This window comes from Helicobacter pylori HUP-B14 (genome assembly GCF_000259235.1).
GTDB classification, from domain to species: domain Bacteria; phylum Campylobacterota; class Campylobacteria; order Campylobacterales; family Helicobacteraceae; genus Helicobacter; species Helicobacter pylori_CU.
In genome coordinates this window covers 512597-527834 of the sequence record NC_017733.1, presented here as the reverse complement: position 1 = coordinate 527834, position 15238 = coordinate 512597, and the positions used below count along the sequence as shown (strand labels likewise).

General features: G+C 39.6%; 17 protein-coding genes. 11 read left to right on the top strand and 6 right to left on the bottom strand.

Annotated features, from left to right (window positions below; translation table 11 throughout):
• Window positions 1-2 precede the first annotated feature (2 nt).
• The 4 genes from motB (at window position 3) to egtV (ending at window position 3602) form a co-directional block, all read left to right on the top strand.
• The gene (gene motB, locus HPB14_RS02600) at window positions 3-776 is read left to right on the top strand and encodes a flagellar motor protein MotB (RefSeq protein ID WP_001085335.1); all 774 of its coding nucleotides are present in this window, start codon (window positions 3-5) and stop codon (window positions 774-776) included.
• A 5-nt stretch (window positions 777-781) separates the two neighbouring features.
• Window positions 782-1219 (top strand): hypothetical protein, encoded by a 438-nt coding sequence (locus tag HPB14_RS02595; RefSeq protein WP_001879940.1) that lies wholly within the window; start codon window positions 782-784, stop codon window positions 1217-1219.
• Between the two features lie 69 nt (window positions 1220-1288).
• Window positions 1289-2950, top strand: coding sequence for an ergothioneine transport permease/ergothioneine binding protein EgtU (egtU, locus tag HPB14_RS02590; RefSeq protein ID WP_001133294.1), 1662 nt, complete (start codon window positions 1289-1291; stop codon window positions 2948-2950).
• A gap of 1 nt (window position 2951) precedes the next feature.
• Window positions 2952-3602 carry an ergothioneine transport ATP-binding protein EgtV gene (egtV, locus tag HPB14_RS02585; protein WP_000659424.1) on the top strand — a complete coding sequence of 217 codons (651 nt, stop codon included), beginning with the start codon at window positions 2952-2954 and terminating at the stop codon, window positions 3600-3602.
• A gap of 2 nt (window positions 3603-3604) precedes the next feature.
• On the opposite strand, the gene HPB14_RS02580 is transcribed toward egtV, so the two are convergent.
• Complete coding sequence (locus HPB14_RS02580; protein WP_000468797.1) at window positions 3605-3784, bottom strand: hypothetical protein; 180 nt, start codon at window positions 3782-3784, stop codon at window positions 3605-3607.
• Here HPB14_RS02580 and HPB14_RS02575 point away from each other — a divergent pair.
• From HPB14_RS02575 to HPB14_RS02545, 7 genes are all read left to right on the top strand, one after another.
• Window positions 3776-4237, top strand: a complete 462-nt coding sequence (locus HPB14_RS02575) for a hypothetical protein (protein ID WP_000437184.1) — start codon at window positions 3776-3778, stop codon at window positions 4235-4237. The two genes, HPB14_RS02580 and HPB14_RS02575, sit on opposite strands and share 9 nt — an antisense overlap.
• The gene (uvrC, locus tag HPB14_RS02570; RefSeq protein ID WP_000774373.1) at window positions 4238-6022 is read left to right on the top strand and encodes an excinuclease ABC subunit UvrC; all 1785 of its coding nucleotides are present in this window, start codon (window positions 4238-4240) and stop codon (window positions 6020-6022) included.
• A 10-nt stretch (window positions 6023-6032) separates the two neighbouring features.
• Window positions 6033-7298 (top strand): homoserine dehydrogenase, encoded by a 1266-nt coding sequence (locus HPB14_RS02565; protein ID WP_000746840.1) that lies wholly within the window; start codon window positions 6033-6035, stop codon window positions 7296-7298.
• Entirely contained in the window at window positions 7299-7643 is a 345-nt protein-coding gene (locus tag HPB14_RS02560; RefSeq protein ID WP_001211720.1) for a YraN family protein, read from the top strand.
• Between the two features lie 88 nt (window positions 7644-7731).
• Entirely contained in the window at window positions 7732-8052 is a 321-nt protein-coding gene (trxA, locus tag HPB14_RS02555) for a thioredoxin (RefSeq protein ID WP_000020199.1), read from the top strand.
• Between the two features lie 5 nt (window positions 8053-8057).
• Window positions 8058-8993, top strand: a complete 936-nt coding sequence (trxB, locus tag HPB14_RS02550; protein ID WP_000564408.1) for a thioredoxin-disulfide reductase — start codon at window positions 8058-8060, stop codon at window positions 8991-8993.
• 357 nt (window positions 8994-9350) lie between these two features.
• On the top strand, window positions 9351-10172 hold the full coding sequence (locus tag HPB14_RS02545) for a glycosyltransferase family 25 protein (RefSeq protein ID WP_001263405.1): 822 nt from the start codon (window positions 9351-9353) through the stop codon (window positions 10170-10172).
• Window positions 10173-10396: 224 nt separating this feature from the next.
• Here HPB14_RS02545 and HPB14_RS02540 read toward each other — a convergent pair whose 3' ends face one another.
• From HPB14_RS02540 to coaE, 5 genes are all read right to left on the bottom strand, one after another.
• Window positions 10397-10645, bottom strand: coding sequence for an RNA-binding protein (locus HPB14_RS02540; protein WP_000790561.1), 249 nt, complete (start codon window positions 10643-10645; stop codon window positions 10397-10399).
• Window positions 10646-10969: 324 nt separating this feature from the next.
• A complete protein-coding gene (locus tag HPB14_RS02535) occupies window positions 10970-11650 on the bottom strand; it encodes a F0F1 ATP synthase subunit A (RefSeq protein ID WP_000401225.1) in 681 nt (226 codons plus the stop codon).
• A gap of 121 nt (window positions 11651-11771) precedes the next feature.
• Window positions 11772-13217 carry an IMP dehydrogenase gene (guaB, locus tag HPB14_RS02530; protein ID WP_001223732.1) on the bottom strand — a complete coding sequence of 482 codons (1446 nt, stop codon included), beginning with the start codon at window positions 13215-13217 and terminating at the stop codon, window positions 11772-11774.
• Window positions 13218-13226: 9 nt separating this feature from the next.
• Entirely contained in the window at window positions 13227-14588 is a 1362-nt protein-coding gene (gatA, locus tag HPB14_RS02525) for an Asp-tRNA(Asn)/Glu-tRNA(Gln) amidotransferase subunit GatA (RefSeq protein WP_000631467.1), read from the bottom strand.
• Between the two features lie 58 nt (window positions 14589-14646).
• Window positions 14647-15237 carry a dephospho-CoA kinase gene (coaE, locus tag HPB14_RS02520; RefSeq protein ID WP_000601306.1) on the bottom strand — a complete coding sequence of 197 codons (591 nt, stop codon included), beginning with the start codon at window positions 15235-15237 and terminating at the stop codon, window positions 14647-14649.
• Window position 15238 lies beyond the last annotated feature (1 nt).

Sequence of the window (15238 nt, the reverse complement as noted above, 5' to 3'; positions counted from 1 at the left end):
AGATGGCTAAGAAAAACAAACCCACCGAATGCCCCGCCGGCGAAAAATGGGCGGTTCCTTATGCGGACTTTTTGTCGTTGTTGCTCGCGCTTTTTATCGCTCTTTATGCCATTTCAGCGGTCAATAAATCCAAAGTGGAAGCCTTAAAAACCGAATTTATTAAGATTTTTAATTACGCCCCTAAGCCAGAGGCGATGCAGCCGGTTGTAGTGATCCCCCCTGATTCAGGGAAAGAAGAAGAGCAAATGGCAAGCGAAAGCTCCAAACCGGCTTCGCAAAATACCGAAACAAAAGCCACTATCGCTCGCAAAGGCGAAGGCAGTGTTTTAGAGCAAATTGATCAAGGCTCTATCTTAAAGCTCCCCTCTAGTTTGCTGTTTGAAAACGCCACATCAGACGCCATCAATCAAGACATGATGCTTTATCTTGAACGGATCGCTAAAATCATTCAAAAACTCCCTAAAAGGGTGCATATTAATGTGAGAGGTTTTACAGATAATACGCCTTTAACTAAAACCCGTTTTAAAAGCCACTATGAATTAGCCGCCAATCGCGCTTATAGGGTGATGAAAGTCCTTATGCAATACGGCGTGGATCCTAACCAATTGTCTTTTTCTTCTTACGGCTCTACCAACCCTATCGCGCCTAATGATTCCCTAGAAAACAGAATGAAAAACAATCGCGTGGAAATCTTTTTTTCAACCGATGCGAACGATTTGAGCAAGATCCATTCTATTTTAGATGAAGAATTCAATCCCCACAAACAGCAAGAATGAATCGCATGAAACGAATTTTTTTGTCAATCTTTTTGTTGTTAGCGAGCCTTGTTGCTAGAGAAAAGGACGCTTCTTCAAACCTTTTTGATTTGATTGATAAAGGGATCAACAGAGAACAAGAATTAAAAGAGCAGGAGCAAAAAACGCGCTTGAAACTGGCTCAAAGCCCTTTGGTGGCGTTAGAGATTGTCCCCCAAGAAACGCCCTATTTAGAATGGCAAGGGGCTAGGGAGTCGTATTATTTAAAGGTGAGCGCTGTGGTGGAGAGCGTGGTTATCTTAAAAATTGACATCAATCAAGGGCGTTCTTGCTCGCTCTACCCCACGCCTAAAAGCGTTTCTTTAGTGAGGAATCAAAGCGTAGCCTATGAAATTTTATGCGAAAACCAGCCCCTATGGATAGAAGTGAGCACCAATTTAGGCAAACGCACCTTTCAGTTTTAACCTACAACCAATATTAAAAAATGCCTTTAGCGTTTTAAAACCCCTTTATTCAAATAAGTTTGGTTATAATTGCCAAACATGGGCGTTTTTAAACAATTGATCAAAGAATTGTATGAATGGTTGCTCCATTTTGTAGATGTGGCTACGCAGCATTTAGTTGCCATAGTATTAAAAATAAGCGTGGTAAAATATTTGATAAAAGAATTTCATGATCGCTTCATTTACTTTATAGACTTGCTCGCGCAGCATTTTATCATCGTTGCGCTTTCTAGTCTTCTCGTTCTGGTGTTTGGGGTTTTGATTGGGGTTTTTGTGTTTTATAACTCAAAGGCCAGGGCGTTTTTGCTCCCTGTGGTGAATTTCCTCTACACCATCCCATCGCTGGCGTTATTCGCGTTATTCATTCCTGTGATTGGGGTGGGGTTAAAAAACGCGCTTTTAGTGTTGGTCTTATACGGCTTGTTACCCATTGTCCATAGTACTTATAACGCTTTAAAAGAGGTGAGAGAAGAGGTGATTAAGGCTGCTATTGGGCTAGGGTGTAACCCCAAAGAGTTGTTTTTTAGGGTGTACTTCTTGCTCGCTGTCCCCCAAATTTTAGTGGGCTTAAGGATTGCAGTGGTGATGTTAGTGGCGATGGCTGGGATCGGGGCGCTCATTGGGGCTGGAGGCTTAGGGCAGGCGATTTTTAGAGGGCTAAACACGCAAAACACCACGCTTTTAGTGGCTGGCAGTTTGATCATAGCTCTTTTTAGTGTTTTAGCGGATAAATTTGTGAGCGTCTTTCAGCATGAAAACGCTTTGCAACGCCTATTTTCTCAAAACGCCACCCAAAAACAAAAAAGAAGAGTTTATCTTAATTTAGCGGTGTTTCTTTTTTTATTGCTAGCGAGCGCTTTATGGCTCATTCCTAGAAACGCCATAGAAGAAAAACCCTTAGTCGTAGCGACAAAACCTAGCAGTGAGCAGTATATTTTGGGCGAGATTTTAAGCCTTTTGTTAGAAAAACACCATATCCCTATCAAGCGGGCGTTTGGCATTGGTGGGGGGACGATGAATATCCATCCGGCATTAATTAGGGGCGATTTTGATTTGTATGTGGAATATACCGGCACCGCTTGGGTGAATACGCTCAAAAACCCTTTGACGCAAAAAGTGGATTTTGAAACGATTAAAAAGCGTTATGAGAAGGAATTTAATCTTTTATGGGTGGGACTTTTGGGCTTTAACAACACCTATTCCTTAGCGATTTCTAAAGAAGACGCTCAAAAATACGCGATTGAAACTTTCAGCGATTTAGCCCTTCATAGCCCAAATTTTGATTTTGGAGCGGAGTTTGACTTTTTTGAAAGAGAGGACGCTTTTAAGGGCTTAGTGAAAGCTTATCGCTTTCATTTTAGAAGTTTGCATGAAATGGATATTAATTTACGTTATAAGAGTTTTGAATCCCATAAGATCAACGCTTTAGATGTCTTCACTACAGACGCTCAAATCAAAGAGCTGGATTTAAAGGTGCTTAAGGACGATAAAGGGTTTTTCCCCAATTATCAGGCCGGTATTGTTATGAGAAAAGAAATTATCAAAAAGTATCCTAAAGCCTTAGAAATCTTAGAAAAATTGAATGCAAAAATTAGCGATGAGAAAATGCAGGATTTAAACTATCAGGTGGAAGCGTTGAAAAAAAGCCCCCAAATAGTGGCTAAAGATTTTTTAGAAAGCTTAGGGTTATAGCATGAAAGAAATCGTTACGATAGAGAATGTGTCTTTTAACTACCACAATCGCGCTGTTTTTAAGGATTTTAATTTAAGCATTGAAAAAGGGGATTTTTTATGCGTTTTAGGGGAGAGCGGGAGCGGTAAAAGCACGCTTTTAGGCTTGATTTTAGGGCTTTTAAAACCTAATCTTGGGAGCGTTAAAATCTTTAATGAGACCCTTTCAAACAACGCTTTTTTACGCCAAAAAATAGGCTATATCGCTCAAGGCAATTCCTTATTTTCTCATTTAAACGCCATGCAAAACATGACCTTTTGCCTTAATTTACAAGGAATAAACAAACAAGCCGCTCAAAAAGAAGCCAAAGCCTTAGCGTTAAAAATGGGGTTAGATGAGAGCCTTATGGATAAATTCCCTAATGAATTGAGCGGGGGGCAAGCCCAAAGAGTGGGCATTATTAGGGGGATTATCCACAAGCCAGAACTCATTTTATTAGATGAGCCTTTTAGCGCTTTAGATAGTTTTAATCGTAAGAATTTGCAGGATCTCATCAAAGAGATACACCAAAATTCTTGCGCTACTTTCATTATGGTAACGCATGATGATGAAGAGGCGCAAAAGTTAGCCACAAAAACCCTAGAAATCAAAGCCCTTAAACAAGAGCAATGATTTTAAGGCTCGTTTAAAAATTCTGGCGTTGTGTTATTGGTGGGCGTTTGCATAGAAGAATTAGAGCTGTTTGAAGTTTTTTTAGCAGGTTTTTCATTGAATGGGGGGGCTTTATAGCCACAAGCTTGAATCGTTAGCGCCACAAGCGTTAAAAAGCATGTTAAGATCAGTTTATGGAACAAAATATTTTCTCCTTACTCATTCAAAAAAAGTCTTATAAAAAGCTTGAAACTCTTTTGAAACTCAAAAAGCTTAAGGTTTTTATGCCCTTAAGTTTACAAGAAAATTTGCTTTTTATCTTCATAAAAGACTCGAAATTGCTTTTTGCGTTTAAAGATCTTTGGGCTTCTAAGGAATTTAACCAACGATTCGCTAAAGAAATCAGCCATTTTTTAAACACGCAAGGGCATGCTTATGGGTTTGACGGGTTGAATGGGTTAGAAATTTTAGGTTATGTGCCTAAAGATTCCTTAGAAAAAGCCAATTTTTATGCCCCCATTAAAAAACAAGCCCGTTTTTTTCGCCCTAGCGCTTTAGGGTTGTTCCATAACCCCATTAAAGACGCTCGTTTGCATGAATGTTTTGAAAAAGCGCGCGCTTTGATCCACTACCAACGCAGTTTTTTTGAGGAATGAATGGCTGATTTATTGTCCAGTTTGAAAAACCTTTCTAATAGCAGTGGCGTGTATCAATATTTTGATAAAAACCGCCAATTACTCTATATCGGTAAAGCAAAAAACTTAAAAAAGCGCATCAAAAGCTATTTTTCTATCCATAATAATGAAATCACGCCCAATCATCGCGCAAGCTTACGCATCCAAATGATGGTCAAACAAATCGCTTTTTTAGAAACCATTTTAGTGGAAAACGAGCAAGACGCTTTGATTTTAGAAAATTCTTTAATCAAGCAGCTCAAGCCCAAATACAACATTCTTTTAAGAGACGATAAAACTTACCCTTATATTTACATGGATTTTTCCACTGATTTCCCTATCCCTTTAATCACACGAAAAATTTTAAAACAGCCTGGCGTTAAATATTTTGGCCCTTTTACGAGCGGGGCTAAGGATATTTTGGACAGCTTGTATGAGTTGCTCCCGTTGGTTCAAAAGAAAAATTGCATCAAGGATAAAAAGGCATGCATGTTTTATCAAATAGAGCGTTGTAAAGCCCCATGCGAGGATAAAATCACTAAAGAAGAGTATTTAAAAATCGCTAAAGAATGTTTAGAAATGATTGAAAATAAAGACAGACTCATCAAAGAGCTTGAATTGAAAATGGAGCGCCTTTCTAGCAATTTGCGTTTTGAAGAAGCCCTAATTTACAGGGATAGGATTGCAAAAATCCAAAAAATCGCCCCTTTCACTTGCATGGATTTGGCCAAACTCTACGATTTGGATATTTTTGCTTTTTATGGTAGGAACAATAAGGCGGTGTTAGTGAAAATGTTTATGCGTGGGGGTAAAATCATTTCTTCAGCGTTTGAAAAAATCCACTCCCTCAATGGGTTTGACACCGATGAAGCGATGAAACAAGCCATTATCAACCATTACCAATTGCATTTGCCTTTGATGCCTGAACAGATCTTATTGAGCGCTTGCTCTAATGAGGTGCTTAAAGAATTGCAAGAGTTTATCTCTCACCAATACTCTAAAAAAATCGCTCTTAGCATTCCTAAAAAAGGCGATAAGCTCGCTTTAATAGAAATCGCTATGAAAAACGCTCAAGAGATTTTTAGCCAAGAAAAAACCTCTAATGAAGATTGGATTTTAGAAGAAGTGCGATCGCTTTTCAATTTAGAGTGCGTGCCTTATAGGGTGGAAATTTTTGACACAAGCCACCATTCAAACAGCCAATGCGTGGGGGGAATGGTCGTGTATGAAAATAACGCCTTCCAAAAAAACTCTTACCGGCGCTACCATCTAAAAGGCTCTAACGAATACGCTCAAATGAGCGAATTGCTCACCAGAAGGGCTTTAGATTTTGCTAAAGAGCCACCGCCTAATTTGTGGGTGATTGATGGAGGGAGGGCGCAATTAAACATCGCTTTAGAAATTTTAAAAAGCAGCGGGAGTTTTGTAGAAGTGATCGCTATTTCTAAAGAAAAAAGGGATTCTAAAGCTTATCGTTCTAAAGGGGGCGCTAAAGACATTATCCATACGCCTAGCAATACTTTTAAATTGCTCCCTAGCGACAAACGCTTGCAATGGGTGCAAAAATTGCGCGATGAAAGCCACCGGTATGCGATAAACTTCCACAGATCCACTAAACTTAAAAACATGAAACAAATCGCTCTTTTAAAAGAAAAGGGCATAGGAGAAGCCAGCGTGAAAAAATTATTGGATTATTTTGGGAGTTTTGAAGCGATAGAAAAAGCGAGCGAGCAGGAAAAAAACGCCGTTTTGAAAAAACGAATCTAAAGGAAAAGGCATGAAAAAAAGATTGAATGTAGGGCTTGTGGGTTTAGGGTGTGTGGGGAGTGCGGTCGCTAAAATCTTACAAGAAAATCAAGAAATCATCAAAGACAGAGCCGGCGTGGAAATTAAAATTAAAAAAGCGGTGGTGCGAGACGTGAAAAAGCACAAGGGCTATGCTTTTGAAATCAGTGATGATTTAGAAAGCTTGATAGAAGATAAAGAAATTGATATTATCGTGGAGCTTATGGGTGGGGTGGAAGCGCCTTATCTTTTAGCTAAAAAAACTTTAGCCAAACAAAAAGCCTTCGTTACAGCCAATAAAGCCATGTTAGCGTATCACCGCTATGAATTAGAACAAACCGCTAAAAACACCCCCATAGGCTTTGAAGCGAGCGTGTGTGGGGGTATCCCCATTATCAAGGCTTTAAAAGACGGCTTGAGCGCTAATCATATCCTTTCTTTTAAAGGGATTTTAAACGGCACCAGCAATTACATTTTAAGCCAGATGTTTAAAAATCAAGCGAGCTTTAAGGACGCTTTGAAAGACGCGCAACGTTTAGGCTATGCGGAATTGAACCCTGAATTTGACATTAAAGGCATTGATGCGGCGCACAAATTATTGATTTTAGCGTCTTTAGCGTATGGCATTGATGCGAAATTAGAAGAAATCTTAATTGAAGGCATTGAAAAAATAGAGCCAGACGACATGGAATTTGCAAAAGAGTTTGGTTATAGCATCAAACTTTTAGGCATCGCTAAAAAACACCCAGATTGCATTGAATTAAGAGTGCATCCAAGCATGATTAAAAACGAATGCATGCTCTCTAAAGTGGATGGGGTGATGAACGCTATCAGCGTCATAGGGGATAAGGTGGGCGAGACTTTGTATTATGGGGCTGGGGCTGGGGGAGAGCCTACCGCAAGCGCGGTCATTAGCGATATTATAGAAATCGCAAGGAAAAAAAGCTCTCTAATGCTAGGCTTTGAAACCCCTCAAAAACTCCCCCTAAAACCTAAAGAAGAAATCCAATGCGCTTATTATACGCGCTTGTTAGTGAGCGATGAAAAAGGGGTTTTTTCTCAAATCAGCGCGATTTTAGCTCAAAATGATATTTCACTCAACAATGTTTTGCAAAAAGAAATCCCGCATTCCAACAAGGCTAAAATCTTATTTTCCACGCACACCACCAACGAAAAATCTATGCTGAACGCTCTTAAAGAGCTTGAAAATTTACAAAGCGTGTTGGATACCCCTAAAATGATCCGTTTGGAAAATTGAATGCGATTTTTGAACAACAAACATAGAGAAAAGGGCTTAAAGGCTGAAGAAGAAGCTTGCGGATTTTTAAAAACGCTGGGTTTTGAAATGGTGGAGAGGAACTTTTTTTCACAATTTGGCGAAATTGATATTATCGCTTTGAAAAAAGGGGTTTTGCATTTCATTGAAGTCAAAAGCGGGGAAAATTTTGATCCCATTTATGCGATCACGCCGAGTAAATTAAGAAAGATGATTAAAACGATCCGCTGTTATTTGTCTCAAAAAGATCCTAACAGCGATTTTTGCATTGACGCTCTCATTGTGAAAAATGGTAAATTTGAGCTTTTAGAAAATATCACTTTTTAGATTTTTACAGAAAGTAAATGCGATTTCATTAACATTCTTAAGCTAATATAATTCTCGTTAATCAAAATCATATATTTAGGAGTAACCAATGAGTCACTATATTGAATTAACTGAAGAAAATTTTGAAAGCACCATTAAAAAAGGGGTTGCGTTAGTGGATTTTTGGGCACCATGGTGTGGGCCTTGTAAGATGCTATCCCCTGTGATTGATGAATTAGCTAGCGAATATGAAGGTAAGGCTAAGATTTGTAAAGTCAATACCGATGAGCAAGAAGAATTGAGCGCGAAATTTGGGATTAGAAGCATTCCTACGCTTTTATTCACAAAAGATGGCGAAGTCGTCCATCAGTTGGTGGGCGTGCAAACTAAAGTTGCTTTAAAAGAGCAATTGAACAAACTTCTAGGCTAGTAGTCATGATAGATTGTGCGATTATTGGAGGTGGTCCTGCAGGTTTGAGTGCGGGGCTTTATGCCACTAGAGGCGGTGTTAAAAACGCCGTTTTATTTGAAAAAGGAATGCCTGGGGGGCAAATCACTGGCAGTAGTGAGATTGAAAACTATCCGGGCGTTAAGGAAGTGGTGAGCGGGTTGGATTTCATGCAACCATGGCAGGAGCAGTGTTTCCGCTTTGGCTTAAAGCATGAGATGACCGCTGTTCAAAGAGTTTCTAAAAAAGACTCTCATTTTGTTATTTTGGCAGAAGATGGCAAGACTTTTGAAGCTAAAAGCGTGATTATCGCTACCGGTGGTAGCCCTAAACACACAGGCATCAAAGGCGAGTCAGAATATTGGGGTAAAGGCGTTAGCACTTGTGCGACATGCGATGGCTTCTTTTACAAAAATAAAGAAGTAGCGGTGCTTGGTGGGGGCGATACCGCCGTAGAAGAGGCGATTTATCTGGCCAACATCTGCAAAAAAGTCTATCTCATCCACAGAAGAGATGGTTTTAGGTGTGCGCCTATCACTTTAGAACATGCCAAAAACAATGATAAGATTGAGTTTTTAACCCCTTATGTGGTGGAAGAAATCAAGGGCGATGCTTCTGGCGTGTCTTCTTTAAGCATTAAAAACACAGCCACTAACGAAAAAAGAGAATTAGTTGTGCCGGGGTTTTTTATTTTTGTGGGTTATGATGTGAATAACGCTGTGTTAAAACAAGAAGACGGCTCTATGCTGTGCAAATGTGATGAATACGGCTCTATAGTCGTGGATTTTTCCATGAAGACGGATGTTCAAGGCTTGTTTGCGGCAGGAGATATTCGCATTTTTGCCCCTAAGCAAGTGGTTTGTGCTGCAAGCGATGGTGCTACGGCGGCTTTAAGCGTGATTTCTTATTTAGAACACCATTAAATCAAGCTCATAGCCCTAGATTTTAGGGTTATGAGTTCTCGCTTCAAACATTCATTGGATTTTCAAAGCTTGTAAGGTATTTTAGTTTTTTGTTTAGTTGCAATGCGATTTCGTTCTCTTGCTTTGTTTTAATTAAATATTGATCACAAAATTTAAAAACGCTCAAAACATTTTTTACAATCAATATAATAAAAGAACTTGTTTAATCAAAAAAGCGCTCCTTAGGGGGTTGTGGGGATTTAGTTGGGGGTTGTAGGGGGGAGAACTATTTTAATACCCCCTATTCTCTTAAGAGTTTTATTGTAAAACAGAGCCTAAAAACGATATACTCTATTAAAAATTATGGGAGTCTAAGCTTTGCGTGTTTTTATCATTTCTTTAAATCAAAAAGTGTGCGATAAATTTGGTTTGGTTTTTAGAGACACCACGACTTTACTCAATAGCATCAATGCCACCCACCACCAAGCACAAATTTTTGATGCGATTTATTCTAAAACTTTTGAAGGCGGGTTGCACCCCTTAGTGAAAAAGCATTTACACCCTTATTTCATCACGCAAAACATCAAAGACATGGGGATTACAACCAATCTCATCAGTGAGGTTTCTAAGTTTTATTACGCTTTAAAATACCATGCGAAGTTTATGAGCTTGGGGGAGCTTGGGTGCTATGCGAGTCATTATTCCTTGTGGCAAAAATGCATAGAGCTCAATGAAGCGATCTGTATTTTAGAAGACGATATAACCTTGAAAGAGGATTTTAAAGAGGGCTTGGATTTTTTAGAAAAACACATCCAAGAGTTAGGCTATATCCGTTTGATGCATTTATTGTATGATGCCAGTGTGAAAAGTGAGCCATTGAGCCATAAAAACCACGAGATACAAGAGCGTGTGGGGATCATTAAAGCTTATAGTCATGGGGTGGGGACTCAAGGCTATGTGATCACGCCCAAGATTGCCAAAGTTTTTAAAAAACACAGCCGAAAATGGGTTGTTCCTGTGGATACGATAATGGACGCTATTTTTATCCATGGCGTGAAAAATCTGGTGTTACAACCTTTTGTGATCGCTGATGATGAGCAAATCTCTACGATAGCGCGAAAAGAAGAACCCTACAGCCCTAAAATCGCTCTAATGAGAGAGCTCCATTTTAAATTTTTGAAATGGTGGCAGTTTGTATAAATAAAAATTGTAAAAAATACCAACGAGCGTTTTAAAGCTTTAGTTGTCCCTGTTTGATTAAAATAAAGCTCATTTTTAACCGCTTTTAAGAATGGATTACAATCTTTAAATGGATTTTAAAAGGGCTTTAACCCCTTTTAGCTTCTATAAGCAATCTAAATAAGACGCATTAAGAGAATGAAGTGCATTAGAAAATTATTTTCTAATTTTCTAATGCTTTAAGATTAAGACTTTTTAGGATTGGCTTCGGTTACCCTAATCGTTCTGCCCATAAAATCCGTATTGTCTAATTTAGCAATCGCTTCGCTAACGCTCTCTTCTTGCATTTCTACAAAGCCAAAACCTTTAGGTTTTTTCGTTTCTCTGTCATAAATCAGTTTGACATTAAAAACTTTGCCAAATTGACTGAAAAGCTCCTTGACTTGCTCACTGGTAGCGCTATAAACCAAATTCCCTACATAAATGTTTTTCAAGATAAAATTCTCCGGTAAAAAAATGACGACATACCCATAAGAATATGAAAAAGTTATAAAAAAGTAACACTTCTAAAACCCAAACACATCCAAAACAGAAGTATGGTGGATTTTATCTAATGATTGCTTAAAAAATTATAAAAGCTATTAAAATTGGGTATTGATAATAAAATAGAACTTACACAAGCAAGCGGTAATTTTAAAAAGCGTTATTAAAGGATAAAGGGGAGCATGGTTTCAAAACCACCCCCCTATCTTTTTAAAAACTTTACCATGAAGCAAAGTTTAAAAACACCATATCAAAGCCAAACAAGAATGTTTTGTTTAATGCCCCTCATCGGTCAAAACAGCCCCTGCCAGATACACATAAGTGAGGATCATAAAAACAAAAGCTTGTAAAATCCCCATAAAAAACAACACCATAAAAGGCGCTACAGGAACCGCCCAAGGCACTAATAAAAGCATGATGAGCAAGAACATGTCATCGCCCTTGATATTCCCAAACAAACGAAACGATAAAGACACGATCCTAGAAAAATGCGAGATGATCTCAATAGGGAACATGAAAGGGGCGAGCCATTTCACAGGGCCTGCAAAATGAGCGAAATACTTAAAAAAGCCCTGCACTCTAATGCCTTCAAAATGGTAATAAAAAAACACAATCAGCGCTAAAACCAGCGTAAAGCTCCAACTAGCCGTAGGGGATTCAAAACCAGGAATGATGCCTATCATGTTAGAAAAAAAGACATACAAAGCGATCGTGCCTGCTAGGGGGAAGTATTTGCGGGCCAATTCTTCGCCTATAATATCCTTAGCCACGCTCAAAATCGCGCTAATGATGCTCTCATACACATTCTGCAAACCCATAGGCACCATCTGCATTTTGCGCGACGCGCCAAGCGAGATTAAAAACATCAAAACCGCTGTCAAAACGACAAAAAACCCGGTGATAAAATCATGATTGGAGCTAAAAAAATTAGCAATAGTAAATACTCTGTGTTCCATGAAAAAGTTTCTCTAAGCCTTATTGAAAATTTCCTTAATTGTAGCAATTAAGTTTTAAAAACTCATTAAATCAAGCTTTTTAACGAGTTTTTTAACGATTTGTCTTGTTTTCTTTTAAAATTCACCCATAATAATTAGGGGCTTCTTTAGTAATATCCACGCCATGCACATGGCTTTCTTTTAATCCTGCGCTAGTGATTTCTACAAATTCAGCGTTTTGATACAATTCCAAAATATTTTTCGCCCCCTGATACCCCATAGAAGAACGCACGCCCCCTACTAATTGGAAAATCATATCCGAAACTTTACCACGATAAGGCACACGCCCTTCAATGCCTTCTGGGACTAATTTTTCACTCGCCACGCCCTCTTGAAAATACCTATCAGAGCTCCCTTTAGTCATAGCCCCAATGCTGCCCATGCCCCTATAGCTTTTATATTGCCTCCCTTGGTAAATCATAAAATCCCCTGGAGATTCTTCTGTGCCAGCGAGTAAAGAGCCTATCATCACGCTTGATGCCCCTAAAGCCAAAGCCTTAGCCACATCGCCTGAATAGCGGATCCCTCCATCTGCAATCACAGGAATATCAAATTTAGACGCTACTTCTACGCAATTATCGATCGCGCTCACTTGGGGCATTCCCACTCCAGCCACAATCCTAGTGGTGCAAATGCTTCCTGGCCCAATACCCACTTTAACAGCGTCCGCTCCCGCGCTAATCAAATCGCTTGTGGCCTCTTTAGTAACCACATTCCCCACAATCACATCCACTACCAAGCTTTTTTTAATCTCTTCTAAAGTGTGTAAGATATTGGCTGAATGCCCATGCGCGCTGTCTAACACCAACGCATCCACCCCCGCTTTAACTAACATTTCAGCCCTATCCAACTGCCCCACTCCAATAGCCGCCCCCACTCTCAACCTCCCAAAATCATCTTTATTGGCCTCAGGGTATTCAATGCGTTTTTGAATGTCTTTAATCGTGATCAAGCCTTTTAAAACATTATCTTTATCCACAATGGGCAATTTTTCAATCTTATGCTTGTGCATCAAATCCCTAGCCTCTTCCAAACTAATGCCCACATGAGCGGTAACTAAAGGCATTTTAGTCATCACATCGCCCACTTTTTTACTCAAATCCGTTTCAAAGCGCACATCTCTGTTGGTTAAAATCCCAATCAACAACCCCCTATCATCTACCACAGGCACGCCTGAAATCTTGTAATTATCCGTTATGACTTTAGCGTCCGCTAGCGTCCTGTGCGCATGGATAAAAATAGGATCATTGATCACCCCGCTCTCACTCTTTTTCACCTTAGTGATTTCTTTGACTTGCGTTTGAATATCCATGTTTTTATGCACGATGCCAATACCCCCAAGGCGCGCCATAGCGATAGCGGTTTTATGCTCTGTAACCGTATCCATAGCCGCGCTAATAAAAGGGATATTCAAACCAATATTTTTGGTTAGGCGAGACTTTAAGCTCACATCTTTAGGTAAAACGCTGGATTTTCTAGGCACCATCAACACGTCTTCAAAAGTCAAAGCCCTTTGTACAATTCTCATTTTCTATCCTTAATCTAGTTTTAAATCCAATTCTTGCTCTAAAGCGTAAGAAACATCTAAAAGGCTTTGTTCATCAAAAGCCTTAGCAATGAATTGCATCCCTATGGGCAAGCCTAAAGGATCTTTAGCGACCGGCAAAGAAAGCGCCGGCAAACCGCTCAAATTCGCCCCAATCGTGTAAATATCGCTCAAATACATTTCTAAGGGGCTTGCATGGTAGTTGAATAAATGAGCGCTCGTAGGGGCTACAGGGGTGAAAATCAAATCCACTTCTTCAAAAATCTTGTTGTATTGCTCTTTGATCATCAAACGCATTTGCTGGGCTTTCAAATAATAAGCGTCATAATACCCGCTGCTTAAGACAAAATTCCCTAACATGATGCGCCGTTTCACCTCATCGCCAAAACCTTCACTGCGGCTTTTGAGATACAATTCTTTCAAATCTTTAATATTTTGAGCCCTCCTCCCATAACGAACCCCATCAAATCTAGCCAGATTCGAACTCGCTTCAGCCATGCTGATAATATAATAAATAGAGATTTGATAATGCGAATCCAACATCTTTTTTTCCACAATCTCATGCCCCATTTCTTTCAAGGCTTTAAGGGTGTTTTCATAAGCGAGTTGCACTTCATTGCTCGCGTCTTTAATGTGATCCCTTAAGATAGCGATTTTAAAGCGTTTGTCTCTGTTAAGGTTTTTAAAGGTTTGCGTGGGTTTGAGATTCGCGCTCGTGGAGTCCTTGCTATCATACCCACTAATTGCGTCAAATAAAATAGAAGCGTCCTCTACATTTTGTGTGATAGGCCCGATTTGATCAAAACTAGAACAATACGCAATCAAACCATAACGGCTCACCCTCCCATAAGTGGGCTTTAACCCCACGCACCCGCAATAGCTCGCCGGCTGCCTGATAGACCCGCCCGTATCGCTCCCTAAAGCCGCCACCGCTAAGCCGCCAGCGACTGCTGCTGCGCTTCCTCCGCTACTCCCTCCAGGCACTCTGTTTTTATCTCGTGGGTTTTTAGTGATCCCATAGCAACTAGACTCTGTGGTGCTTCCCATCGCAAACTCGTCCATGTTAGAAAGCCCAAACCCTGCCATGCTGTTTTGGTGCAAGTTTTCCATCACGCTCGCATGATAAGGAGCGACATAGCCTTCTAAAATCTTGCTGGAGCAAGTGATTTCCCACCCCTTAACGCTGATATTGTCTTTAATAAGGATAGGCACCCCCTTAGCGCTAGCGCCATTAAGACTAGGGGCTTTAATATAAGCGTTCAAATCCGAAGCTCTAACCTTAGCGTCAATTTCGTTTTTAAGGGTTTCTAATTCATCTTGAGATAAAGAAAGGGCTTGTTTTAAAGTGATCATGTTTTTAGCCTTACAAAAAATTTAATGGTAGTTTAACATGCTTATAGACAAAACGAGCTTATAAGAGCGTTTTTAAAAAGCGTTCAACTTGCTTATTTAAATCTTTTAAACTGGAGCTGTTGTCTATAATGTAATCGCTCATGGCGCGTTTTTGCTCTATATCCATTTGGCAAGCTAAGCGCTGCAAAATCTCAGATTCTTTGAGTGTGTCTCGCTCTAAAAGGCGCTCAATTTGTAAGGCCCTGGGTGCATAGATTAAAACTACCTTACTTACAGGATAGCGTTTTTTACCCCCCACTTCAAAAAACAAAGGGATGTCTAAAAAATACGCTTGATGATTCTTCTCTAATTCACAGGCTTTTTTAAGCATGCGTTCACGGATTAAGGGGTGTAAAAAATCTTCTAGCCATTTTAATTCATTAGCGTTTTGAAACACGATCGCGCCAAGTTTTTTTCTGTTTAAAATATCTTTTTCTAAAATATCTGATCCAAAATGTTGGGCGATTTCTAGCCGATGCTCTTGCAATAATTGGTGGGCGATCTTATCCGCATCTAAAATTTTATAACCTTGCGATTCTAATATTTTAAGGGTGGTGCTTTTACCGGTGCCTATCCCCCCTGTGAGAGCGATAGCGTTTTTTAAGATCATT